This is a genomic window from Nostoc sp. T09 (assembly GCF_002154695.1).
Classification (GTDB): Bacteria; Cyanobacteriota; Cyanobacteriia; order Cyanobacteriales; family Nostocaceae; genus Aulosira.
Window position 1 is genome coordinate 1 of record NZ_MTAV01000003.1, and the last position, 24,733, is coordinate 24,733.

General features: G+C 39.7%; 22 protein-coding genes and 3 pseudogenes. 11 read left to right on the forward strand and 14 right to left on the reverse strand.

Annotated features, from left to right (window positions below; all coding sequences use genetic code 11):
- Nucleotides 1–1,535, forward strand: a 1,535-nt coding sequence (locus BV372_RS35865; RefSeq protein ID WP_086682508.1) for a hypothetical protein, incomplete at its 5' end; no start/stop codon positions are given.
- A 141-nt stretch (nt 1,536–1,676) separates the two neighbouring features.
- Here BV372_RS35865 and BV372_RS02055 read toward each other — a convergent pair.
- Nucleotides 1,677–2,141 (reverse strand): CYTH domain-containing protein, encoded by a 465-nt coding sequence (locus BV372_RS02055; protein ID WP_086682511.1) that lies wholly within the window; start codon nt 2,139–2,141, stop codon nt 1,677–1,679.
- Nucleotides 2,142–2,356: 215 nt separating this feature from the next.
- Here BV372_RS02055 and ppk1 point away from each other — a divergent pair, with 215 nt between their 5' ends.
- Both ppk1 and BV372_RS34950 read left to right on the forward strand, forming a co-directional pair.
- Nucleotides 2,357–4,525: a polyphosphate kinase 1 gene (gene ppk1 / locus BV372_RS02060; RefSeq protein ID WP_086682514.1), complete on the forward strand. Its 2,169-nt coding sequence runs from the start codon at nt 2,357–2,359 to the stop codon at nt 4,523–4,525.
- A 29-nt stretch (nt 4,526–4,554) separates the two neighbouring features.
- Nucleotides 4,555–4,713, forward strand: a pseudogene (locus BV372_RS34950) (ISKra4 family transposase); the annotation flags it as partial.
- 142 nt (nt 4,714–4,855) lie between these two features.
- On the opposite strand, the gene BV372_RS02065 reads toward BV372_RS34950, so the two are convergent.
- Nucleotides 4,856–5,059, reverse strand: coding sequence for a ChaB family protein (locus tag BV372_RS02065; protein ID WP_086682516.1), 204 nt, complete (start codon nt 5,057–5,059; stop codon nt 4,856–4,858).
- A 252-nt stretch (nt 5,060–5,311) separates the two neighbouring features.
- A complete protein-coding gene (locus BV372_RS02070; protein ID WP_086682519.1) occupies nt 5,312–5,755 on the reverse strand; it encodes a pyridoxamine 5'-phosphate oxidase family protein in 444 nt (147 codons plus the stop codon).
- A 305-nt stretch (nt 5,756–6,060) separates the two neighbouring features.
- On the opposite strand from BV372_RS02070, the gene BV372_RS02075 reads away from it, so the two are divergent.
- Complete coding sequence (locus tag BV372_RS02075) at nt 6,061–6,504, forward strand: CAAD domain-containing protein (RefSeq protein ID WP_086682522.1); 444 nt, start codon at nt 6,061–6,063, stop codon at nt 6,502–6,504.
- Nucleotides 6,505–6,704: 200 nt separating this feature from the next.
- Entirely contained in the window at nt 6,705–6,899 is a 195-nt protein-coding gene (locus BV372_RS02080) for a hypothetical protein (protein WP_086682525.1), read from the forward strand.
- Nucleotides 6,900–6,930: 31 nt separating this feature from the next.
- Here the strand turns inward: BV372_RS02080 and BV372_RS02085 are convergent, their stop codons facing one another.
- Nucleotides 6,931–7,356 (reverse strand): hypothetical protein, encoded by a 426-nt coding sequence (locus BV372_RS02085; RefSeq protein ID WP_086682528.1) that lies wholly within the window; start codon nt 7,354–7,356, stop codon nt 6,931–6,933.
- Between the two features lie 153 nt (nt 7,357–7,509).
- Between BV372_RS02085 and BV372_RS02090 the strand changes: the two are divergent.
- Nucleotides 7,510–7,701: pseudogene (locus BV372_RS02090) on the forward strand (hypothetical protein); the annotation flags it as partial.
- Between the two features lie 36 nt (nt 7,702–7,737).
- Here the strand turns inward: BV372_RS02090 and BV372_RS02095 are convergent.
- The 9 genes from BV372_RS02095 to BV372_RS02130 all read right to left on the reverse strand — a co-directional run bounded on the left by BV372_RS02095 (nt 7,738) and on the right by BV372_RS02130 (nt 18,188).
- Nucleotides 7,738–9,087 carry a hemolysin family protein gene (locus BV372_RS02095; RefSeq protein ID WP_086682531.1) on the reverse strand — a complete coding sequence of 450 codons (1,350 nt, stop codon included), beginning with the start codon at nt 9,085–9,087 and terminating at the stop codon, nt 7,738–7,740.
- Nucleotides 9,088–9,405: 318 nt separating this feature from the next.
- On the reverse strand, nt 9,406–10,188 hold the full coding sequence (locus tag BV372_RS02100; RefSeq protein ID WP_086682534.1) for a nucleoside phosphorylase: 783 nt from the start codon (nt 10,186–10,188) through the stop codon (nt 9,406–9,408).
- A gap of 101 nt (nt 10,189–10,289) precedes the next feature.
- Entirely contained in the window at nt 10,290–16,307 is a 6,018-nt protein-coding gene (locus BV372_RS02105; protein ID WP_086682536.1) for a hybrid sensor histidine kinase/response regulator, read from the reverse strand.
- Between the two features lie 257 nt (nt 16,308–16,564).
- Nucleotides 16,565–16,789 carry a DUF433 domain-containing protein gene (locus BV372_RS02110; RefSeq protein WP_086682539.1) on the reverse strand — a complete coding sequence of 75 codons (225 nt, stop codon included), beginning with the start codon at nt 16,787–16,789 and terminating at the stop codon, nt 16,565–16,567.
- 96 nt (nt 16,790–16,885) lie between these two features.
- Entirely contained in the window at nt 16,886–17,284 is a 399-nt protein-coding gene (locus BV372_RS02115) for a type II toxin-antitoxin system VapC family toxin (protein ID WP_086682542.1), read from the reverse strand.
- A complete protein-coding gene (locus BV372_RS35870) occupies nt 17,274–17,411 on the reverse strand; it encodes a hypothetical protein (RefSeq protein ID WP_179197944.1) in 138 nt (45 codons plus the stop codon). Before BV372_RS35870 ends, BV372_RS02115 begins: the two co-directional genes overlap by 11 nt.
- A 49-nt stretch (nt 17,412–17,460) precedes the next feature.
- Nucleotides 17,461–17,682: a type II toxin-antitoxin system HicB family antitoxin gene (locus BV372_RS02120; RefSeq protein ID WP_086682545.1), complete on the reverse strand. Its 222-nt coding sequence runs from the start codon at nt 17,680–17,682 to the stop codon at nt 17,461–17,463.
- Complete coding sequence (locus BV372_RS02125) at nt 17,679–17,906, reverse strand: type II toxin-antitoxin system HicA family toxin (RefSeq protein WP_086682548.1); 228 nt, start codon at nt 17,904–17,906, stop codon at nt 17,679–17,681. The genes BV372_RS02120 and BV372_RS02125 overlap by 4 nt, the downstream gene beginning before the upstream one ends.
- 39 nt (nt 17,907–17,945) lie before the next feature.
- Nucleotides 17,946–18,188 (reverse strand): antitoxin family protein, encoded by a 243-nt coding sequence (locus tag BV372_RS02130; RefSeq protein ID WP_086682551.1) that lies wholly within the window; start codon nt 18,186–18,188, stop codon nt 17,946–17,948.
- 269 nt (nt 18,189–18,457) lie between these two features.
- Here BV372_RS02130 and fusA point away from each other — a divergent pair, with 269 nt between their 5' ends.
- The 5 genes and pseudogenes from fusA (at nt 18,458) to BV372_RS02155 (ending at nt 23,541) form a co-directional block, all read left to right on the forward strand.
- A complete protein-coding gene (gene fusA, locus BV372_RS02135; RefSeq protein ID WP_086682554.1) occupies nt 18,458–20,470 on the forward strand; it encodes an elongation factor G in 2,013 nt (670 codons plus the stop codon).
- 264 nt (nt 20,471–20,734) lie between these two features.
- Nucleotides 20,735–21,268 (forward strand): DUF433 domain-containing protein, encoded by a 534-nt coding sequence (locus BV372_RS02140; RefSeq protein ID WP_086682557.1) that lies wholly within the window; start codon nt 20,735–20,737, stop codon nt 21,266–21,268.
- Nucleotides 21,243–21,644 (forward strand): DUF5615 family PIN-like protein, encoded by a 402-nt coding sequence (locus BV372_RS02145; protein ID WP_256973062.1) that lies wholly within the window; start codon nt 21,243–21,245, stop codon nt 21,642–21,644. Before BV372_RS02140 ends, BV372_RS02145 begins: the two co-directional genes overlap by 26 nt.
- Before the next feature lie 156 nt (nt 21,645–21,800).
- A pseudogene (locus BV372_RS02150) lies at nt 21,801–21,980 on the forward strand (hypothetical protein); the annotation flags it as partial.
- Between the two features lie 64 nt (nt 21,981–22,044).
- Nucleotides 22,045–23,541, forward strand: a complete 1,497-nt coding sequence (locus tag BV372_RS02155) for an NAD(P)/FAD-dependent oxidoreductase (RefSeq protein WP_086682562.1) — start codon at nt 22,045–22,047, stop codon at nt 23,539–23,541.
- A gap of 344 nt (nt 23,542–23,885) precedes the next feature.
- Here BV372_RS02155 and BV372_RS02160 read toward each other — a convergent pair whose 3' ends face one another.
- Nucleotides 23,886–24,665 (reverse strand): RDD family protein, encoded by a 780-nt coding sequence (locus BV372_RS02160; RefSeq protein WP_086682565.1) that lies wholly within the window; start codon nt 24,663–24,665, stop codon nt 23,886–23,888.
- Between the last annotated feature and the right edge of the window lie 68 nt (nt 24,666–24,733).

Genomic DNA, 24,733 nt, shown 5'->3' on the forward strand with positions numbered 1-24,733 from the left:
CGATTGCAGATGAAGCTACCTTCATACAACCCCAGGATTTAATTAGTCCTGTACCGGAGGCGGTGAATGAAGTTCCCGCAGATCTCGATGATGCAGGTGTGAATGTGGGTACACCGATTGCAGATGAAGCTACCTTCATACAACCCCAGGATTTAATTAGCACTGAGACGGAGGGGGTAAGTGAAGTTCCAGTAGATATCAACGATCAGGATATTGATTGGGATGCAGAAATTCCGCAAGAATTCACCATTGTACAACCCCGTACTATAGTTATCCAACCATCTCAGGCGGTGAGTGAGGTTCCCGCAGATATCAACGATCAAGATATTGATTGGGATGCAGAAATTCTCCAAGAATTTACCAATGTGCAACCACGTGATATTGTTAGTCAACCATCAGAGACAGTGAGCGAAGTTCCCGCAGATGTGGTGGAAATTCTCCAAGAATTTACCAATGTACAACCACGTGATATTGCGAGCCAACCACCAGAGGCGGACACTGAAATCAGTGAAGCTATCAGTAATGAAGATGTTGTAGATGAGTTTCGAGTCGATATTGCAGCAGTAGAAGCTCCAGAATTTGTCAATAGCTTTACGCCAGAGTTTAGCCATGAAGACAGTACATTTATAGAAGAAATCGTTAGCGAACCATTACAAATAGTCTATGAAATACCGGAAGCTGTTAGCAATCAAGTTGCTGAAATTAGTAGTGATGATGCAGCAATAGTTGAATCAGTTTCAGAGACTATTATTGAAATGTCGCCAGTTGAAACACCTGTAGAACTCAGTGAAGTTAACGAATTAGAGGCATTAAATAATCAAGACGTTAATCTGAGTACGACAGATACCAAAGAAGTGATTGCAGAAGCTAGGTATTTAGAAACTCCAGAAGCTATTGGCTTTGTACCTTCAACATTCAATGAAATCTCAGACTCAACTAATATTGACTTTTTGGAGAAAACAGAAGAACTAAATGTTATATCTAACCTAGCGAATGAAGAACTAGAAGATGAAACTATGCCTGAATTAACTAGTTCAAAATCTGAGTCAATTAGTCAAACTCTTGAAGAAATTTTTGGAGCAGAACAAGCACAATCTGATGAAATTGCCAACGAAATCCCTGTCAGTGAGCCTCAACAAATGATCACTCAAAAAAACATAGTTCTCATCGCTCACGAAAGCAAAAAATCAGAACTAGCTGATTTTGTGAGTCAGCATCAAGAGTTTTTCTCACAGAGTCTCACTGTTGCGTGGCCATCCATTAGTGAAGTCTTGCGTCAACAGGCTGGTATAAATATCAGTCAACAAATCCCAGCAGCCACATCTGGAGGTTATCAAACAATTAATTCATTAGTGAACTCAGGAGATATTTTAGCAGTAATTTTTCTCAGAGATTTTCTTATACCTCAGCCTGGTCAAGCAAATGAAGAAGCACTGTTGAGAAGCTGCAATATTAACCAAGTTCTACTTGCAACCAATGTACCAACAGCAGTGGCGATCGTGCATTATATTAAACATTTATTGGAGCATCAATAAAAGCATATACTCTACTGCCATTGTTCTCTGCATATGGCAAGTGGTTGATGAACTTGACCGAACACTAATGACGCTGCACCGCACTTATATATCGGGATAATCCCTCTTTTATTCCTCTGGATAAATAAAAGAAGGCAATCATTACCATTGGGAAAAAGGATGCTTGACTAAATTGCTGTTGAAATATTTGGGGTTGTCTGAAACTTCCTCGCCAATCCAGATTGGCAGTTCAATTTGTTGTTGTTCATCACTAAGTTCAACTTCTGCTAATATCAGCCCTTTATTGACACCATCAAACTCATCTATTTCCCAAATCAAATTACCGTACTCTATCCTATATCGAACTTTTTCTATTAAAGGGCGATCGCACAAAGTATCGAGCATTTCCTGAGCATCTTCCAGAGGTATAGGGTACTCAAACTCTGACCTGCTATATTTGACATTAAGACCCTTAATTGTTAAGTAACCTTGGGTTCCTACTATACGCACACGTACTGTAGCTTGTTTTGCCGTAGAAATATATCCTTGAATAAATAGGCTACCCTCAGCTAGCTTTCTCCAGCTATCTCCGCTGACTAAAAATTTTCGCTCTATTTCTTTCGCCATTGTATTTGAGATTGACTGTAATTTGTATTTAAATTTATCATTTAACCTAAATTAAACCTTTATTTAATTAAAATTAAACCAACATGGAAGTATAAAATTAGCTTTATTTAATCGCCATACAAAAATCAAAGATAGCTGATTTAAAAGAAATAGCCCATGTTATCGTAAGTAAAAAATAATTCTGCTTAAATCATTTTAATTTGCTAAAAAGAATTATGGGTAAAGCGAAAAAGACTAGCAAAGATATTAATCTGAATGCTCCTCAGTATTACTTTAATCGCGAACTCAGCTGGTTGGAATTTAATCGGCGTGTTTTACATGAAGCACTAGACCGCCGCACTCCACTACTAGAAAGATTGAAATTTACTGCTATCTTCAGTTCTAATCTAGATGAATTTTTCATGGTGCGTGTTGCACTTCTCAAAGAACAATTTCAAGCACAAATAAACCGGCCAACTATCGATGGACTTACCCCACAACAACAATTAGAAGCAATCTATCAATGCCTACATCCAATGGTGATTGAACAGCATCGTTACTTTGAGCAAGTACTACGTCCAGAAATGGCATCGCATGGCATTCATCTTCTTAATTACATTGATCTTAGCCCAGAACAGCGTAGTTACTTACAACAAATATTTCAAAAAAAGATTTTTCCCGTTCTTACCCCTCTAGCAGTAGATCCTAGTCATCCCTTCCCTTTGATGGCGAATCTTAGTCTCAATTTAGCAGTGGTAGTAAAAGCTCCAAACACAGGAGAAGAAAAGTTTGCTAGAGTTAAAGTCCCAAATATTTTACCTCGTTTTATTTGCCTACCTCAGGAATTGCAACCACAAAATGGTAAGTTAAACCACTGGACAGGTGTTGCTGTAGAGCAGATTATTGCTCACAATTTAGAAGTTTTATTTCCAGGGATGATTATTAAAGAATATCATCTGTTTCGCTTAACTCGTGATGCTGATTTAGAATTAGCAGAAGAAGCTAATGACTTATTATTAGCAATTCAACAGGAATTACGTAGGCGTCACTTTGGTGGCTCTGTAGTGCGATTAGAAATACAACCATCAATGCCTTCTTCAGTACGACAGATGCTGATGGCAGAAATGGAATTGGTTGAGAGTGATATTTATGAAATAGACGGCTTACTAAATTTGAAAGATTTGATGTCTTTGATGAAGTTGCCTCTGCCTGAATTGAAAGATCCAACTTGGACACCGATTATTCCACCTCGGCTGCGTCCTTTCCTTCAATCGCGTAAAATTGCCAATGTCGATAGTCAGAAAACCAGCATTTTTTCGGCAATTCAACAAAAAGATTTGCTAGTGCATCATCCCTATGAATCGTTTAGTTGCTCTGTAGAGAAATTTATTGCGCAAGCTGCCCGCGATCCTAATGTATTAGCAATTAAGATGACACTTTATCGCACTACCGGAGATTCTGAGATTATCGGTTCTCTAATTACTGCTGCTGAGAGTGGTAAACAAGTTGCTGTTATTGTAGAACTTAAAGCTCGCTTTGATGAAGAGAATAATATTACTTGGGCTACTCAATTAGAAAAATCTGGTATTCATGTAATCTATGGAATTGTAGGCCTAAAGACTCACACTAAAATTGTACTGGTAGTACGTCAGGAAGGAGAAGATATACGTCGATATGTGCATATTGGCACCGGAAATTATAATGCTAAAACAGCGAATTTATATACTGATGTGGGGCTACTAAGTTGTCGAGAAGATTTAGGGGCAGATTTAACCGATTTATTTAATTATTTGACAGGCTATTCCTGTCAAGAGTCTTACCGCAAATTGCTAGTATCTCCCGTCAATATGCGCGATCGCATTATTGCCTTAATTCACAGAGAAATCGAACACTGTAAAAACGGCAACAGCGGTCAGATCATTGCCAAAATGAATTCTTTGGTTGATTCCCAAATTATTGCTGCTCTATACGAAGCTTCTCAAGCTGGGGTAAAAATTGACTTGATTATCCGAGGTATTTGTTGTTTGCGTCCTGGAATTCCTGAAGTCAGTGAAAATATCCGTGTTATCAGTATTATTGGTCGTTTTTTAGAACATTCGCGGATATTTTACTTCTCGAATAATGAACAAAATGAAGTATACATTGGCAGTGCTGATTGGATGCCTCGCAACTTAGATCGCCGCGTGGAAGCAGTTACACCAGTTGAAGATGCTGAGATTGTCCAAACCTTGCAAAATATCTTAGCAATCATGCTGGGAGATAATCGACAAGCTTGGGAACTAAAGTCAGATGGTTCTTACGTTCAACGTTGCCCTGAGCAAGATGGAGCAGAACTTTGTGCCCAAAATATTCTGATGGAAAAGACGCAACAATTATCAGTTAATCAGTTGTTTGCCACATTATAAATGCTACAACCAACGTTGATGATTAAACCGAACAAATTTGTTCTATTGGCTCTGGTGCAATTGAATCTACTATTAAACAGATTGACCGTAGAACTAAAATCTTCGCTGCACAATGGCAACTTGAGAATATTCCTCAAGTCATTGCTCATCGTTGCGCTTATCTTAATGAATTAATCTTTGCTCGCTAAATAAAAACTGGGATGCTCCCCTGTTCCCTACCTCTACTTTGTAAGTTCAGCAATTAAATCGGATTACTATATATAAAAACCGAGTCAAACAAATAATGGGTTTCAATAAATTTAGAGTTCATTTATCAAGCGTAGGTATGAGCTATTCTGGCTTTTTATGCCATTGCCCATCATCACCTTTTTCGTAATCGCGTTTTACTGCGCTCCAAGCAACACGAAAGGCACGTTCTTCTTCATCATATTCTTCTAAAGCATTATTAAACGCAGCCCGAAAAATTTCTTGGGCGTGCTTAGGTAAATGTTCTCTTACTGAATCTGGTAAGTCGTCAATTTGTTGATAGGGCATAGATTTGACTCCCTTATCTGAATTTAGTCAGCGATCAGTAGATGTACAGAAATATTTCCAGTCATTGCGGGCGAAATCAAATGAAGCGACGCAATCTCATCCTTTGCAATCGCTAGTCTACCTTAAACTGCGCCGTGTCGACATTCCGCTACCCTAGCCTATCTTTCGGGAACGGGAACACTAAGGGCGAACGCTCCATACCTTGTAGGAAGGTGTTCCGCCAACGCAATGTCATTGTGTAATCAATAATATCTACAAATTAATGGTTTGTTGTTGAAAGTTTGATTGACTATCCCAGTAATCAGCCCTGTTAATTTTTACTTTCAGTAAAGCGATATCAGATTCGTCCAATCCTTGGGGAAACCAGGCTTGCAGTTCCGGCTTCCATAGCTCTTGCATCTTATTACGATCTTTTACAAGTTCTGCGATACCTGAGATGGAAACATATCGCGGCTGGTTCGGTGATGTGAAGCTGATATTGACATGCTGACGATGCTCAATCTCAAATACCTTGTGGGTACTGGCGTTGGTAAAAAACCAGAGTGTGCCATCAGACTCGATATCGCTAGTTTTGTCCATAGGACGACTGTGCAAGCTGCCATCCTCATCGACTGTAGTTAACATGCCACAGCCAATATCTTGAATCAGTTCATGCAGCTTATGAATATGTTGATTCTGGTCAATAGAAGTTGTCATTTACCTTACTCTGTTGTTGATATTGCTTGCGGAGTTAAAAGTTTTGATTACAACCAATTGCCGTGTTTGGTAATTCCCTACTTCAGTATCAACATTTTTTCTTTTTAATTGCGTGAGCCTAAAGATATACTTTTGCTGATATTCACTGACAACCTGAATATTTATAAAGAGAGTTTTGAAAATTAATATTTATTTTCTAACTTTTGAAGGAAATAAATTTTATTCCAATTGGATGATGAAAAGCAACTGAAATAATGCAGGAATGGTAGTGTTATCTCAAAACTCAAATTTTTTTTCTCAAACTTATGCAAGTTCAAGAACAACAATCAGAATATGTTGACGCTACTTTGGCCAACGGCATGGCTACAGTTAAAAGTTCTGAGCCAGGAAATCTGTCAACGATAGCCAGTGCTGAGAAATCTGATGATAAATTTTCAGAAATCGGCAGAGAAATTTCAGATTTTCTGGAGAGACTGCCGCAAAATATAGTTAGTTTCTTTAACGAATACAAGCTGCCAGTCGTCAGCTTTGGTGTGCTGGTTGCATTGATGATTGGTCTGAGAATATTACTTGCAATAACAGATGCATTAAATGATATTCCGTTAGTTGCTCCATTCTTTGAAGTGATTGGATTCGGTTACGTAACCTGGTTTGTCTCTCGCTATTTTCTTAAAGCTTCCACTCGCCAAGAGTTAGCTGGAGAAATTGAAATGGTTAAGAAGCAGATTGCAGACGAGAATGCTTCATAATTACATGGCACGATCGCGCAACTAAATGGCAATCAACCATCGCGAATATAAACAACGCAGAGGGAGTATCTATGAATACTTCCCTCTGGAAGCGATCGCTCAAAATTTTTAGGAATTAAAACTGAAAAACCTACTGGCTAGAACTCAGTCTAGTTGCTGGATTTGAGTAAAATATAAAATAAAATCCAAATTTATAAAAAATGCAACAAGACTCAGTTTTTGTGATATTTCTTGCCTTCGGGTTTATCTGGCTGCTGATGGGAGTTGGCGGTTGGATTGCGCTGCTCAAATCTGAAGGTGAGGAGATTAAGGTTGGCAAATGGGGGCTGATAGTTGCTATCCCGATTTTAATACCGATAATTATTACCCTAATTATTGGGATATTTTACCGCTAATTAGGGTAGGATTTCCTCACCTCAGTTGTCATCAAGTCGGTTGAGGTTGTCTTTGAGAATAAAGTTGATCGCAGTAGATTGCCCAACCAACACCAAATAAACCACTCAGAGAACCTGCGATCGCAGCTACAACACCCCATCCTAAAGGTCCAGTCCAGTTGGTAATCTCTTTCAGAAGTGCCGTACTAGCTTTGCTGACTACATAAGCCGTCCCAGTTGCAGCAATTGTGACTAATCCTAACTCTGCCAGAATTTCCACAAGTTCTTTTCTAGATAAATCCTCTTCAAAATAAATTTTCCAAATGCTGGTGTACATGAGGACATCAGAAGCAGTTAAAAGAATTTGTTTAGGAATTTCTCCACCAGGAGTTGGTGCGGCTGAGGCTGTACCACTACCAACAGCATAAGTAGCGATCGCTAAACTAGCTTCTAATCTTTTTTTACCTAGACTACTCACAGTCTTGTCTCCGTAATTATTTAAATATTATGTGCGCTGTCATGTTCATTACTATTGTGGCAATTTAATTTTGGGACTTCTGATTTTTCGAGTTGTAGCTGAACCATGTTCCATAATTAAAAATGAGATTCTCACCGTCAGGACTGCTTCACGATGTATCAAACAGACCCACCGCGATCGCCAAAAGATGTCCTACCCACGATGTACGATCTCAAGAGCGAAGACCCAGAGGAACCTGGTTTGCCAGATCGGGTTCATATATTCCAACCTCGTCTCTTAGACGAAACCTTTCGTCCTCCTAATTACCCGCCAGACCAAATTTTGGTTGCTAGCGACCTAAATCTTATAATTAGCCATCTTCAAAGCAGACAATTAAAAAATTTAAGAAGATACTTCTGATTTTTTGTGCATAGGTACAACCAACACTTTATCTACTCGGTTGCCATCCATACTAACTACTTCAAAGCGTAGTCCCAACCACTCAAAATGTTCAGCGATCGCGGGAATATGTCCCAGTTGGTTGACGACAAACCCCCCTAAAGTTTGATAGTTAACTCCTGCTTGAGGCGACAATTTTCTAATTTCTAAAATTTCTTTAAATTCGTCAATCGGTAATAATCCATCTAACAACCAAGACCCATCTTCACGCTGCACCACATCAGGGTCAGCTATATCTTCACTCGATGGGATTTCACCCACGATCGCTTCGACAATATCAGTGAGTGTCACCAAGCCCTGGATTACGCCATATTCATCCACGATTACGGCAATATGATTGCCCGATTTTTTAAATAACTCCAAGAGTTTCAGTGCGATCATGCTTTCCGGCACATACAAGATTGGTTTTAATATGGCTTGCAGTTCAAAGGGTTGAGTCGGATTTTGGGCTAAAAATTCTTTGGTCTGCACGACACCTAATAAGTTATCGATGCTGTCCTGACCGACTGGAAAGAAAGAATGGATACTTTCGATGACTTGGCGGCGAATTGTTTCTAACGGGTCATTAATATCAAGCCAGACTAGTTCTGTGCGTGGTGTCATAAATGCACTGACTCGTCGATCGCCAAGATTAAACACCCGTTCTACTACATCTTGTTCAGCTTCCCCTAACAAACCCGCTTCATGGCTAGCCGCCACTAAAAGTTTTAGTTCTTCAGTGGAATGCAGCAATTCTTCGCTACTTCCTGGTTCCAAGCCAATCAGCTTCAGAACAAAATTTCCTATGTTATTTAAAGCCAGCACAGCCGGGCGAAATATAGCCAAGTAAAGTTCTAATGGTTTGATGACCGCAAAGGCTGTTCTTTCTGTGCGCTGGAGTGCTAGGCTCTTGGGGGCTAATTCTCCCAAGACAATGTGCAGAGCCGTGATGATTATAAAGGCAATCAATACTGATAGGGTATGAGCGCTAGTCTGCGCTAAAGATGTTGGCAGCCAATGGAAAGCAGGTTCAATGAGTACAGCCAGTGCTGGTTCTCCCAGCCAACCTAAGCCTAAGGAGGACATAGTAACGCCAAGCTGGGTAGCTGCTAAATAAGCATCCAGTTGATTCACTGCTCGTTGTAAAGCTTTTGCACGAGGGTGCTCTTCCGCCACCAACTGCTCGACACGACTACGGCGTAGCGCAACTAAAGCAAATTCAGCTGCTACAAAGAATCCATTGGCTAGCACCAAGACAATTACAGATAGTAACTTCCCGGCGGTAAGCACACTGAATGGACTGCTGGCAACCATTTATTTTAGACCTCGTCTCAACTTTAAACGCTTTTATCTTGTCCTACTCATACCCTGATTAGCAATCCGCCCTAAACTACTATCAAAAGGTTAAATAACAAAAATTAGTAGGAAAGCGCGATCGCCTGTATTAAATTAGTAAATTTAACGCCAAACGAAAATTCAATAGATCTGTAGTAACTACTAGTCTAATTACTATTTGCAGAGGTATTTATGCCCAGTTCATATCACTTTAAAAAAACACTGCCGGACTGGAAGTTTTAGCTAAAATTTGGTAATAATCAGTCCAATAGCAGATGAGGCACTGTTGTTTGACGACTAATCAAATTTTTCTAAATTCGTGGCTGCATATACAGCAGTAGTGATCGCATTTTGCACAGCAATATCTTTCTGGGGATAGATGATATTTTCTGAAACAGTTCGCTGAGCAACTACACCACAAACAGCAGCAGCCGCAAATTGATACACTCCTGCCATTTTAAACAGTGTGCCGCATTCCATCTCATAGTTTAAGATATTCAAATGTCGATATTCTTCCGTAATCCCATGCAGCGATCGCATCAAATATGGATTGGCTGAATCTGTGCGTTCCTGTCCTTCGTAAAATGTATCTACCGATGCGGTAATTCCTAAATGATGCTCAAAGCCTAAATCTTGCGCTGCTTTCACTAAAGCGACTGTAAGAAAAGGATCGGCTGCGGCTGGATACTCCACAGGTGCAATATCATTAGCTGCACCTTGGCGACACAATGCTGCACTGCTAATGATAATGCTACCAACCGACACATGAGGTTGAATTGAACCACAAGTCCCAATCCGAATAATTTGCCGGATTCCTACCTGTACCAACTCATTCACTACAATACTTAAGGAAGGCGCACCCATGCCACTTGTAGCAGATAAAATCGGGCGATCGTTGCCTAAGTATCCTATATAGGTATTAAGTCCACGATTCTGTGACAATAATCGCACATCCCGCAAATGAGTTTGAGCAATTAAATGCGCACGTTCAGGGTCGCCAGATAACAATGCGATACTGGGAGGTAATGCACCTAGATCTTCTTGACCAAAGCCAATATGATAGAAGCGTTTACTAGCCATACTGTTTTTCTAAAATATCGTTTCTAAGTAAAACTAAAAATTAGATTGAGTTGGGCATATTCTGCTTTGGCATTTGCAATATACTTCTAGTGAAAACCCGATTAATCAAACCTTTGAGGATTTTTCAGAAACTCTCGAAGTTGTTTACCTTTAAAACTTTTAGCAAGTTGACTTACATGAGTGGCAAACGCTACCCATTTTCTATCTAATTGTTCTAGTTTTTCGGCTTGTCGGATAATAGCTCGTAAGTCACCCTTCTTTGCTAAATCTAGCAAGATTGCAACTTCTGCTGCGGGGGGAACAATAAATTCTGCATTGAGTATTTTAGATTTTATATTCGGATCTTCTTGCTCTTGATTACCAATTTTCACCTCTTCATAAACCCATTCCAAACCTAAATGAATCCCTATTTTTTCTAAAAGCTCAGATAGTCTGAATGGTTTGAGAATAAAATCATTGAAACCAGCTTTTTGACTCTGTTGTTTATCCAAGTCAAAAGCGCTAGCTGAAAGAGCAATTACTACAACTTCTTTTAAGTCTGGTAACATCCTGAGACGACGAGTTGCTTCAAAACCGTCCATCACGGTCATGACTAAGTCCATAAAAATTAAATCTGGCTTAAATTCACGCGCTATCCTCAGGCTATCTAAGCCATCTACTGCTTCCATGACTTCAAACCCTAAAGGCTCTAGTAAATTTGCCAAAACAGAGCGATTTGCCCATTTATCATCTACAACTAAAACTTTGCGTTTAGAACTAACAAAACTGATGATGTTACTTTGATCGATATTTTGAATATTAGTTTGTTGGAAAACTTGAGGTAAATCTAAATCTAGCCAAAAAATACTTCCTTTGCCTAAAGTACTTTTAACCTTGAGTTCACCACCCATCATCTGCACTAATTGTCTACTAATTGCCAGTCCTAATCCTGTTCCTTCCGCTTTACGACTATACTCACCAACCTGCTTGAACGGCAAAAATATTTCTTCTAATTGCTCTTGTGCAATGCCGATACCTGTATCTTCAACTTGAAACCGCAGTTTCCCATTTTCAGAGCCAACCTGGAAAGTTATACTACCTTTTTCAGTAAATTTTACTGCATTACTCAGTAAATTAATTAAAACTTGGCGCAATCGTTTTTCGTCTGCTCGAATGGCTTTTGGTAGAGGAGAAAGCGCCTTGTAATTTAGTACAACTCCCTTTTGTTCAGCACCAATGCGGCAGATTGCAACAATACTTTCTAGAAATTCTACTAAATTAAACTCTTTAATATAAAGCTCCATTTTACGAGCTTCTATTTTAGAGATGTCTAAAATATCACTAATCAGTGTTAATAGATGTTCACCACACTGATGAATTATGTTAATCCCATTTTTTTGCTGACTAGTTAAAGTTTTATCTTTCTGAAAAATTTGCGTATAACCTAAAATACCATTGAGTGGGGTACGGAGTTCATGACTCATGCTAGCGAGGAATTCACTCTTAGCGCGGTTAGCGGTTTCGGCTACTTCTTCTGCACGTTGGCGATCGCCAATTTCCTGTTGTAGTTGTAAATTTTTATCTTGTAACTCTAGCGTTCGGTGTTGTACTTTTGCTGCCAGGTTCCGGTTATATTCCTCTAAATCATTATAAAGACGCGCATTTTCAATCGAGATTGCTGCTTGAGATGATAAAAGTTGTAAAACTTCCAATCGCTGTGGTGTAAATGCTCCCACAGTCAAGTTATTTTCTAAATACAGAATGCCAATAACTTTACCTTGATTAATAATCGGCGTAGATAAAATTGATTTTGGTTTATGGTTGATGACATAGCTGTCTGTTGTAAATACTCCTTCACGGGTAGCATTGTTTAAGACAACATACTGCTGAGTTCGATGCACATAGTTTATAACAGATATGGGTAACTGTTCGCTTGATTCTACAGGTATGGGTTGCTGTATATTTATCTCATTTTTTCCGATACTGCCTGAAGCTTTGATAAATAGTTTCCCTGAGTCCTCTAAAATCAAAAATCCTATTTCTGCACCAGCACTTTCAATAACAATGTGCATTAATTTTGCTAGTAGCTTATCTAACACTATTTCCCCAGAAAGAGCTTGTGAGGCTTTCATGACTGTGGCTAAATCGAGAACTTGAGAATTACTTCCAGTCGTGGCTATTTTTGTCAAAGTATTTTCTGTATTGATGTTTGCGATGTTCTGCGATGTCTCAAGACAAGCCACTTCGTGTCTACGCATAATCAATTGGGGATAGCGTGCTTCTAAATCTTTGACTTTAGCCATCGCTCCCCAATGGCTATAAGCTTGGTAAGCATTAGTCATATAGATGCGGGCAATGGTTTGTTTACCCCATGACAGATAAAATTTAGCAGCAAGTTCGTGAGCGAGGGCTTCTTCGTTGATGTACTGGTTTTCCTTAGCAAGTGCGATCGCTTTCTCATAATTTTCTATTGCCTCTATTTTTTCACCTAAAACTCGATGCTGTTCTGCCTCCACTAGATAGAATTTGTGTAGATAATTCATTGGGGCATGATGTGCCCATTTCAGCAATTTTTCTTGATTATTTTGTACGCGTTTAAGAATTTCTTTTTGCCCAAACTGTGGACTATCGATATACAGGGCAATCCGCACTAAAGAATCATAGAAATAAAAGAGACCAACCGTTACCATTCCTGTAGCTGCCGCAAAATAACTTTCTAATTGAACGATATTTTCCAGCGCTTGAGAGTAGTCTTCAAACCAATAACAAAGAACAAATTTGTGGAAGTATAACAATTGAATAGCTACTTGGTCGTTGCTTTGCTGATGAATGGGAAGCATTTTCTGCTCATCGTAGGCTTCACCCTTTAAAATGCAAGAATTTTCAGCCTTTCCCATCATGTTTAAAACGGCTTGCCAAGTGATTTCGTGATAATGAAGTGCTGTTTCTTGCTTGAGTTGTTTAATAGTATCTCCGTAAGTTACTGCTTCTCGTTCAAGGACAGTTAGTTGTTGACCACTTAAATATAAGAAAAGACAGTATTCAAATGCACTAAAGGCAGCATATTCTAAATCTCCAGTCTCTAGTCCGTTAGAGTAATCTGAGCGAAAATGTTCTGAGGTATTCCTAAGGTGTTCTTTCCAATGTCGGACAAAGACATTTACCATGTGGCTGGTCTTGGTGCTGATTTCTTTAGCATTCAATTTTGACAGTAAATTCAAAGCTAATTGACCAAACTGATAGCCTTGCTCAATATCTCCCGCAACCCCGCACAGAAGAAAGCCATAAAGGGCATAAGCAAAGGGAGAAACAGCAGCATTGCCGTATTCGACGGATATACCGACCTGTTTCAACACCATTAGAGGTATCAGTTCTGGCGTAACGATGAAGGTAGCAACAAATAAACTTGATAGCAGCCTCAAGATTGCCAATTTATCAGGGTCGGTCATTAGAGGTAAGTCAATTAAATCAGAAGGTTCTTTTCCATTCAAAATTAATGCAATTTCCTCAAATCCTTGCCCAATATCTGAGTGGTTCACTTTTTCAGGAAATTCCACCCCCAATAACTTTAAGATTTTTAGCCCTGTATTAACCGCTTCTTTGGGCTGGTTCTGTGATACGTAAGCTTGAATCTGGACTGTGTACAGCTTCACTGTATCTATTAGGGAATTAGCGCGGTTTTGCACTATCTCAACAAATCCCTGCATCCGCTTAAAGTCACCACTGAGGTAGTTTGCTTCTACTGCTTCGGTATGTAACGCTAATGTTAGTTCATACTGACTATGCCAACTATCTTCTGTAAGCAGTGCTAACCCTGCTGTGAGGTATTTAACAGCAGTTTCATAGGCTGTTGCTGCTTTAGCTTTTTTACCTGCTATTAAATTCAGTTTAGCTAATTCATATTTTTGAGTTTCTTGGGAGATTAATTCAACTCCAATATTTAAATGATTAACAATCTCAAATATATTTTCTTCTATATCTTTTTCTGATGTATTTTTCAGCAGCAATTCACCTAGTTTTAGGTGTGTTTGCTTTTGTAAACGATCAGAAATTAAAGAATAAGATGCTTGCTGTACTCGGTCATGCAAAAATTTGTAAGTAATTTTTAAATGCTCAGTTGCAATTTCGGATTCAAAAGTCAGAGGGATTTTGTAGGCATCACTTAAAGGTATAATTAAACCTGCTTGCAAAGCTTCCCACAAATCATGAGCAGTTTCAAGCTGAGATTTTTCATTAACAATTGCTAAAACTTCTAAAGTGAACTTATCTCCTATACAAGCAGCTATTTTCAAAACATTAATTGTTTGCAATGACAGTTTTTGAATCTGGCTGACCATCAATTCGACAACATTATCTGTAATATTAATACCTTGTAGCTGCTCAATATCCCATTGCCAAATACCTTGAGAAAAATTAAATTTTATTAAATTATCTTGATGCAGATATTTAAGTAACTGTGTTAAGAAAAATGGATTACCTTGGGTTTTATCAAATACTAAATTAGCTAGTGGCTTAACTATTAATGTGCTGCTATGTATAGTATCAGCCACTAATTCATTCACGCAGTCAATGTTCAAAGGTCGCAAAATAATATTATTAATACTTCTAAACTGTTGAATCTGCTCTAATGTCTGTATTAAGGGATGAGTAGCACTGACTTCATTATCCCGATAAGCTCCGATTAATAATAAATATTTGCTTTCCTGATCGGTAATAATTAACTCTATTAATTTTAGAGAAGCTGAATCCACCCATTGTAAATCATCTAAAAATAAAACTAGAGGATGTTCCTGTTTAGCAAAAACATGAATAAACTGTTGAAATACCCGATTAAAGCGATTTTGGGATTCTGTTCCACCCAATTCTGGTATGGCAGGCTGAGAACCAATAATGCGTTCTACTTCCGGTATTACATCTATGATGATTTGACCATTTTCACCAAGCGCTACTAATAGTTGAGATTTCCAATTTTCTAACGATTCAGTACTTTCGGTTAACAGTTGCTGCATTAATTGTTGAAAAGCTTGAGCTAGTGAAGCATAAGGGATATTACGTTTAAACTGGTCGAATTTACCCGAAATAAAATATCCTCTCTGGTGCACAATTGGCTTATGAATTTCATTTACCAAAGAAGATTTGCCAATTCCAGAGTACCCCGATACCAGCATCATCTCTGTTTGACCGTTGCTGATACGCTCAAAAGCATTTAATAATATATTTACTTCTGCTTCTCTGCCATAAAGTTTTTGGGGAATGAGAAATTGACTGGATAAATCTAGCTGTGCAATAGTAAATTCAGTAATTTGACCGTGGTTTTCTAATTGCTGTAAACATAATTCTAAATCTGCTTTTAACCCCAAAGCGCTTTGATATCTATCTTCTGCTGTCTTGGCTAAAAGTTTCATCACAATCTCAGAAACCATCTGCGGAATTTCTGAATTTATTTCGTGAGGTGAAGCTGGAGTTTTAGCAATGTGGGAGTGAATTATTTCTAACGAATCATTGCTATCAAAAGGTAGCAAACCAGTGAGCATCTGATACAACGTGACACCCAAAGAATAAAAGTCGGTACGATAATCAAGAGAGCGATTCATTCTGCCAGTCTGCTCAGGAGACATATAGGCAAGTGTACCTTCGATTAAATTGGGGTTGTTGATATTTGGGTTTTCTCTTGATAAGTATGATGCAATGCTAAAGTCTATAATATTAATAGTTAAGTTTTTAGAATTAATAACGATATTTTGAGGTTTAATATCTTTGTGAATAATATTATTTTGATGTATCCGAGCAATTGTTGAAGCCAAAGAAATAGCAATTTTTAAAAAATTACTTAATTCAAAGTTATGAGTATCGATGAAATTTTTTAGGGTCTCTCCTGTAAAATCTGACAATATTAATGCCAGCCCATTTTGATAATTTTCTAAAGTCAGGGATTTTACAACTCCTTCTATATTCAAAGATTGGAGTATTTGATACTCGTGTCGCAATCTAGCAAGCTGTTCTATAGTCGGATATTCACTTTTAAGTGTTTTAACGATCGCAGAGGTTTTATCTGACTCTCTGACAGCGCGATAAACACAAGTGTTAGTACCGTCATACAAAACTTGAACGATGTTATAACCAGCAATGTTGATACTCATGTTTATCTTTTCGCTTGTAGAATGGCATTGTTTTACGATCGTGACTAACGAGAATACGTCCCTGTTGTACTGCGCCGCCTACACAACTTTCAGGAACCTCTAACTTCAATCACTTCCCCTGGAGCAGAACCGTGAAGCCTTCTTGACTCATGAGCCGCAGCAATTCACCGTTCTTTTTTCCTGTCCATCCCATCTCGACAACTGTACGTATTTCGTAATCAGCAAGTTCACGCTTTAAAGGACGTGGAGCACATTCATCAAGAAGGATTCGCATAGCCTGTCAGCATTTCCTTCGCTAATTCAAGGGCTGCGATCGCCTGCTCACGACTAACACTAGGAAAATGGTCTAAAAACACATCCAATGAATCACCAACTTCAAGATAATCAAGCAGAGTTTTTATTGGCACGCGAGTTCCCACAAAAACAGGGGTTCCCCCCAAAATATCGGGGTCACTATGAACAACACGGGATGTTAATGTCATAACAAATTCAGCCAAATGGTTGCCAGTCTTTTCTTTAATCCTAATCTAGGTTCTTGTCGTAGAATCTCCGTCACGATTGTCTGATTCAAATCAGTATCAGCCTGATAGAGAACACTCACAAAGGTAAGTACAACACAACTCCCTTCCATTCTGCTTGTTCACTAAAATCAAGTTATGTTGTAGTGCAAGGGCTGCAATCCAAATATCATTCTCAGGTAAAGGACGACCTTGGAGTCTTAACTTGTTTTTGACATCCCCATATCTGTGAGCAGTTTCGGCATCACATACAAGCACTGCGCTGTTGGCAACCAACTCATCCACTCTTGCCAAATTCGCTTGGGTTCGCCCCGATTTTCTTGCGCCGTAATACAACTCACCAATTGCAATACTTGGAATAAAGACTTCGTTGGCTTGAGCAAGGTTGTTTTTGATGACTGCTTCATCTGCGAAAAGAACAATGATGATATTGGTATCCAGCAAGTACCTACCACTCATTGATGTCTACCTGTTCACAGTCTTGCTCAATTGCCTCACGCATTAACTGGAGATCTTCAGGTGGTATTGAACCCGCAAACCGCAGCAATGGGCGATCGCTATCTGTAGTCATAACATTCGCATTCAACAGCAGATAACCTCTCTGCGTTCGGGTGCATTGAGGTTATTATGCCAGCTTAAGAAGCCATTGGAAGCGTCCTAGGCTCAGGAATAAGTTCACCTTCTGATTGCCAAGCTTCCAAATACATTTCAATAACTTCTTCACCGTTATGAATTGCTTCCTCACGAGTTTTGCCGTGAGTACAAGGCATCATGACTAGGTCGGTAAACTCTGGGATTGTGACCAGGAAAAGCTGATCTTCATCAGACCATTGAATAATCATGCTATATCGATTCATGAATCTTCGTCTTCCTCCCTCAACTCCTCTAGTTCAGTCAGTAACTTTTCTAGTTGTTTCTCCAGGTAGAGTGGCACATCATCTCCATCTTTGCCTGGGATTGTCAGTGTTTTTCTCAGGAGAGGATGCCGCCAACGCTCATGGCTACCCTTGCCGCGCTTAGGTAAGTAAACAAATCCTTCACGCGCAATCTGAGCTTTCAACTCTCGAATCTTTCTGGGCATGGATATTATTTTGGCACCTCAGCCTATTTTCTCAATTTGTCAACGGCGTTCATGCAACATATCCCGTGTAAACCGAGGCGCATTAGCGGGAATAGGGTTTTGTTGCATTCGCTTAACAAGTAGCTTGAGAAAATTTTGCCTAGCGCTAATATCAGCGATTTTGGGTGGAACAACTTGGGGTGATTGCACAAAAAGCTCAACTTCAACACCTTCAGGCAAGTCGCAGGCTGTTTGAAGAATGAATGTACCACTACGGTAAATTGCTTTTAAGGCTTGGGGCATAAAAAAACTCCATATTGGGAGTTAGCCAGGTGTATATTGGTTAACGCTGTTTACAGTCTAGACTAGACAATGCCAACTCCGAAACCAAGAATAAACACTATTTTGAGATAACTTCTCATCTCATAACTTTTTCGCCGCCAGCCATTTTAGCGATCGCTACCACTATATTTCTTGGATAATAAATTGTTTTGTATTACAATTGTAATATACATAATGTTACTGCTCAGGCGGTAACTGTTTTTTTTGCTTCAATAATCAAGGAAGTCATTATGATTCCCCGAGAACGCATCCGGAATATTGGTATTTCTGCTCACATCGACTCTGGTAAAACTACGCTATCGGAGCGAATTCTCTTCTACACAGGCAGAATCCATGCAATTGAGGAAGTCCGGGGAGGCGGCAAGGGTGCAACGATGGACTTTATGCCAGAAGAAAAATTACATGGTATAACCATCACTTCAGCTGCTACCACCTGTCAGTGGCATGATACGCAAATCAACTTAATTGATACACCAGGACACGTGGATTTTACCATAGAAGTTGAGCGTGCCCTGAGGGTATTGGATGGGGCGGTGATGGTGCTGTGTGCTGTGGCGGGTGTACAGTCCCAGTCGATCACGGTGGATCGCCAGATGAAGCGATATCGTGTGCCGCGTATAGCATTCATCAACAAAATGGATCGCATAGGTGCAAATCCGTTTCGGGTTGTACAAGCCATGCGCGATCGCTTGCAGTTGAATACCTTGTTACTCCAGTATCCCATCGGTAGCGAAGACCAATTTCAGGGGGTGATTGACCTCATAGATATGGAAGCTTCGTACTTTGAGGGTGAAAACGGCGAACATTGGGTGAAAAAGCCAATTCCTGACGCACTTGTAGAGGAGGCACAACAAGCACGAGATAAAATGCTTGATGCTTTGTCGCTATTCTCGGAACGAATGACCGAGATGCTATTAGCAGGGGAGGAGATTCCGTCAGAACTGATTTGGCAAACCATCCGCCAAGCCACCTTGAGCTTGCAACTAACACCAGTATTGCTGGGTTCGGCATTCAAAAACAAAGGAGTGCAGAACTTGTTAGATGCGATCGCGCTTTATCTCCCATCGCCTATAGATCGGGAAGTGGTGAAAACTGTAGAGTCTGTTAGCCTTTACCCCAACCCTGACGATCCCTTAGTCGCGTTGGCATTCAAACTCACTGTGGAATCCTTTGGACAGTTGACCTACACCCGGATTTATTCGGGGACATTGAAACAGGGCGATACTGTTTACAATTCCCGTACCGGACAACGAGTGCAAATTGGTCGGTTGGTGAGAATGCACGCCAACAAGCGAGAAGAGGTGAAAGTTGCCGAAGCAGGGGATATTATCGCGCTGTTGGGTGTGGATTGTGCCTCTGGCGATACCTTTTGTAGTGGGGAACCACTAGTATCTTTAGAGAAAATGTTTGTCCCAGACCCAGTAATTACACTGGCTGTGACACCCAAAAAGCAAGAAGATAGCGATCGCCTTTCCAAAGCACTCAACCGCTTTCAACGAGAAGATCCAACCTTCAAACTGAGCATTGACCCGGAATCAGGCGCAACTCTGATTTCTGGTATGGGTGAACTCCACTTAGAAATCTACTTGGAGCGCATTCAACGGGAATATAACACTGAGGTATACGTTGGTAAACCCGCAGTAGCATATCGAGAAACGATTGGTAAAAAAGCTTACTTCGACTATCGACTGAAGAAGCAAACTGGGGGATCTGGTCAATACGCTCATGTCAGTGGCTGGATTGAAGCGACAGACGAGCCGTTTGTCTTTGAAAGTAAGGTAGTTGGAGGTGCAATTCCCAAGGAATATATTCCTGCTTGCGAGAAGGGTTTCCGCGAGGCTATGCAATCAGGCCCCCTAGAAGGTTATCCCGTTACTGGGGTAAAAGTCGTGCTGGAGGGTGGTTCCTATCACCCAGTTGACTCTTCCGAATTAGCATTTCGGTCAGCGTCCCATCAAGCACTTGAGGGTGCGATCGCTAAAGCCAATGCCTACATTCTCGAACCAATTATGCTGGTAGAGGTAGAAACACCAAATGAGTATTTAGGTAGAGTGCAGGGTGATATTTCCTCCCGCCGGGGTTTGCTATTGGGTTCCCAAACCATGCAAGCATACTCAGTGATTCGGGCGGAAGTACCCCTAACACGAATGTTTGGCTATTCTACAGACTTGCGATCGCAAACTGCGGGGATGGCAACTTTCACAATGGAATTTGCTTGTTACAGACAAGCTAGTAGCCAATAGTTGATATAACAAGAGGGTAGATCCTTGGATCTACTCTCTTGTCGATCGTTAGGAATTTTTACTACTGCTGGAGTAATCCCCACTTCAAGCGCAAACTCCGCAGCTTTGCTCAAAGGCTAAATTATTGTCAACACTATTGAATAAATGCTAAAATATTCCCTATAAAGGGATTAATTTAAAATAGCAAATTTCATCAAAATATATCTTATAAAAAGTTTCAAAAGTAACAAAATGTTTATAGTTTAAAGCTGGAAGGTAATATGTATGTATATAGAAACTTTTACCCCTACTGAAGCTGCCGCATTTGTTGAATTACCAACAAAGAAAATTTATAAGGAAGTAGAACACAAAATTTTTCCAGAAACTAATCCTCCAAGAATTAATTTTGCTGCATTAGTTTATCTACGTTTAATTAAAGAGATAGACTTCATGACTGTTGATTTTCGTTCATCTCTTTATCAAAGCTTGATTCGAGCATTAGAGCAAAAATTACCAACTATTGAAATAGGAAAATTTGTCAAAATAGAAGTTGAGCTTATTGCCAAGGAGGTATTAGAATTTATCAAACGTTTTCAGGCTTGGAAAGAAAATTTAGTTTCTGATCCCAACATCATGGGTGGAGAAACAGTATTTCCTAATTCTCGGCTTACGGTTCGTCATATTGGTTCAATGCTTGATAAAGGCGAGTCGCTAGAAGTTATACGCGAAGACTATCCTTATTTGACTGAAGAAGATATAAAATTTGCTCAAGTCTACGTGAAAGCTTACCCAAGTGTTGGACGACCTAAAAAGCATTAAATTCCTCATTGACGAGGATATTTCACCAGCCGTTGCACGTTACTTGTGTAACGAGCTTTTTATTGATGCAATTGCTGTTAGAGATAGGGGATTACTTGGTGCAAAAGATTATCAAGTTTTAGAATATGCTTTTAATGAAGAGCGTATTCTTGTAACAGCAAACGTTCGAGATTTTGAAAAGTTTGCTCGTACTACAGAAATATACGCTGGCATTGTATTTATTTGCCAGGGTGATTTATCTCGAAATGAGCAAATCGCTATTGTAAAAGAAGCTGTGAATGCAATAAATGCTGAATTAGAAAATGGACGCGATATGTTGAATCGTGTCCTATACATGGAAGAAGATGGCACTAAAAGGTTTGAGGCTTTTGCGTAAAAGCATCTTATGATGTGCAGACGCATTTGGCTTGAGTGAGATCAGCAACGACCAATTTTGGATGAGAATGGTTAAATTGGTCAACTAAAGGCTGAAGTATGAAGAAATATAAATTACTTATATGGTCGAATTGTGGAATGTCACTGAAATAAGCGTATCTCCTCCCGCCGGGGTTTGCTATTGGGTTCCCAAACCATGCAAACATACTCAGTGATTCGGGCGGAAGTACCTCTAACACGAATGTTTGGCTATTCTACAGACTTGCGATCGCAAACTGCGGGGATGGCAACTTTCACAATGGAATTTGCCTGTTACAGACAAGTCAGTAGCCAATAGTTGATATAACAAGAGGGTAGATCCTTGGATCTACCCTCTTGTCGATTATTAGGGATTTTTACTGATGAATATTCCCCAAAGTCAATCTATAGCACATCAGTTCACAGATACACCTATCAACAAAATCTACGATGTGGTTATAGTTGGTGCTGGGCCTGTTGGTTTAGCAACTGCTGTTGGTTTACGCAAACGTGGTATTGACAATATTGTGGTAATAGACCAGACTCGTGCTTTTCGTCAAGTTGGTCAGGTAGTGGATCTTCTGCCTAATGGGTTAAAAGCTCTGAAATATGTAGATCCTAACGCATATCAAGCAGTCAAAACAGCGAGTCTTACTTTCGCTAATTCACAGCAGTCTGACGACAAGAAAACCACCGAAGTCATGGGACCAAAACCTCCAAAAGCTTCACAAGAATGGGTATCTAAAAACTTTCAGGGGCAAAAAGTTCGGTCAATGTCTCTGAGTTTTGATGTTTGGTTGAATGATTATGGTGAAGGTCGAGTTTCAATTTCTTGGTATGATTTGCAGACTACCTTAAGGCAACTACTTCCCGAAGACCTAGTTAAACCTAATCACCGTTGCATTAATGTTGTGGATGAGCAGGAAAATGGATGTGTCCGGCTCGATTGCGTTAGTAGCGCTAGTGTCGAGGCTAATCCCTATGCATATTGGGCAGAGGAACAAAATAATCATGATACACAGTCCCAAAATTTAGACAGCGCTTCTCGACCATCAATCACAAAATCATTTCGAGCTAAGCTAATTGTGGCAGCAGACGGTATTAACTCTACAGTTCGTAAAATACTTTATGCTGATAGCTCTAACCAAGCATTTGCCACGCCAGAATATTCTGGATTTGCTGCAATATATTGTAGAGAAATACCTGACATACCCAACGAACTGCGATCGCAGATTGAAGAGAAATTTTTGGCAGGCTCGCCAATTGTCACAATAGCTAACTACGATCTGAGCGCTCGCGCTTTTAGTGAATCTGCGAGAATGATGTTAACTAACAGACAAGGAATGAGCTATTTAGTGCATGTACCTGTACCTTTGCATTCAGTGCAAGGGAAGTCTGGTAGTGATTTACTTGAGTTGATTTTGCAAGAGTTAGAAAAAGCTGGTTGTTCCAATGAACTAAAAGAATTAGTGCGATTATCTCCGCCAGAGAATATGTCACAACGTCCTTATTACATTCATCGTGCCGCTATATCTGAGAATATCTTACTAGCCTGGAGTGCAGGACGAGTTATATTAGTTGGTGATGCTGCACATGGTATGCCTCCTTTTATGGCTCAAGGAGCTAATCAAGGATTTGAAGATGCAATGGTAGTTACAACATTAATTACTAATATTGCTAAACAAAATAATTGGGATAACAAGCAAGCCATAGCCTCAGCCTTTGAGAAATATGAGCATCTTCGTCGCCCGTTTATGGAATATATTCAACAGGCAACATTAACACAATTTCCCAACTTATCAAACCAAGCATGGCAAGAATATAGCCAAAAAGTATATACCCGCAACTTTGACCAAATAATTGCGGGATTATTAGTGTAATACGAATTTATTCAAAACCAAATTTGAACGTGCCTATACGCACCACTAGCAGGATCATTCCTGTACATTACAGCAGTTTCCAGGTTATTGAACCACACTTCCAAAGTAGGGGCACGGCACCAGTAAGATTATTGTATGTACCGGAAGATTGTGGATGTTCCCTACCGCGTACTCTAGTTAGTTGAAAAACGCTGTAATTCTTGAAAACGATTAAAAAATATCAACTTACCCTCTACTATTGAAGAGTTACAATCACTTTGATTGTGAGATATTAGGTCTCAATCAAAATCAGACAGGTCGTGCTATGAAATCTCATTCCCACTCTCTTGTGGATGGGGAAAATGTCAATATTCTGTCTGTTTATAAGCTAAATAAATAGCTTCTAAAAATACATCAGGTGCAATACCTACGGGCATTTGCTCTAAGTTAATAATAGCTTGAATTTGTTGGGATAACTTTAAGGATAGTGAGGCTCTTGCCCTAGGCGACATTCCACCACGTCTTTGTAAATACTCTCGAATCACAGCAAAATCGTCTGGTAACAATGGTGATAAATCAGCAATTTGGCTCAGTTCCTCATGGAGTGACTTTGCCTGTTCTGAAATAGTTAAAGTTGCTGAAACTGCGGGTATTTGGTCTTGAATGACAATTGTACCTGCCGCGAAATCACCTAAGCGCTTTTCTTGACGACCCAACATAATTAAAAAAGCGCCGATAAACAAAAACTCATCAATGGGACGCAGCAAACTACGTAAAGCAGCTTGTTGTAATCCAATTGGTCTGCCATCATCTCGCACAACGCGAATTTTAGCAAAGCGTTTACCAAGAGTTTGCCCTTGCCATAGAGTTTCACAAAATACGAAATAACCTGCATAAATTGCAAACGTGATCAGGAAAGCGATCGCCATCATCCACAAAGCTAAAGTAGAACCGAAAACTGTTACCCAAAAATCTGACAGTTGTACTAGAAGTATCCAAAAAATAATGTAAAACGCCAGTAAAATAAGGGCTAAAATATGATAATCAATTATTAAAGCCCAAGCGCGATTACCAATTCCTGCAAGGGTAAATTCTAGTTCTACACTTTCTGGGGTACGGAATTTAACACGATTAAAAAGGTGCATAAGCAATTTAAAATTCGCTCATTAGAAAGCGGTTATAATAAACTACGTTCATCAACAACCTAGGAGAA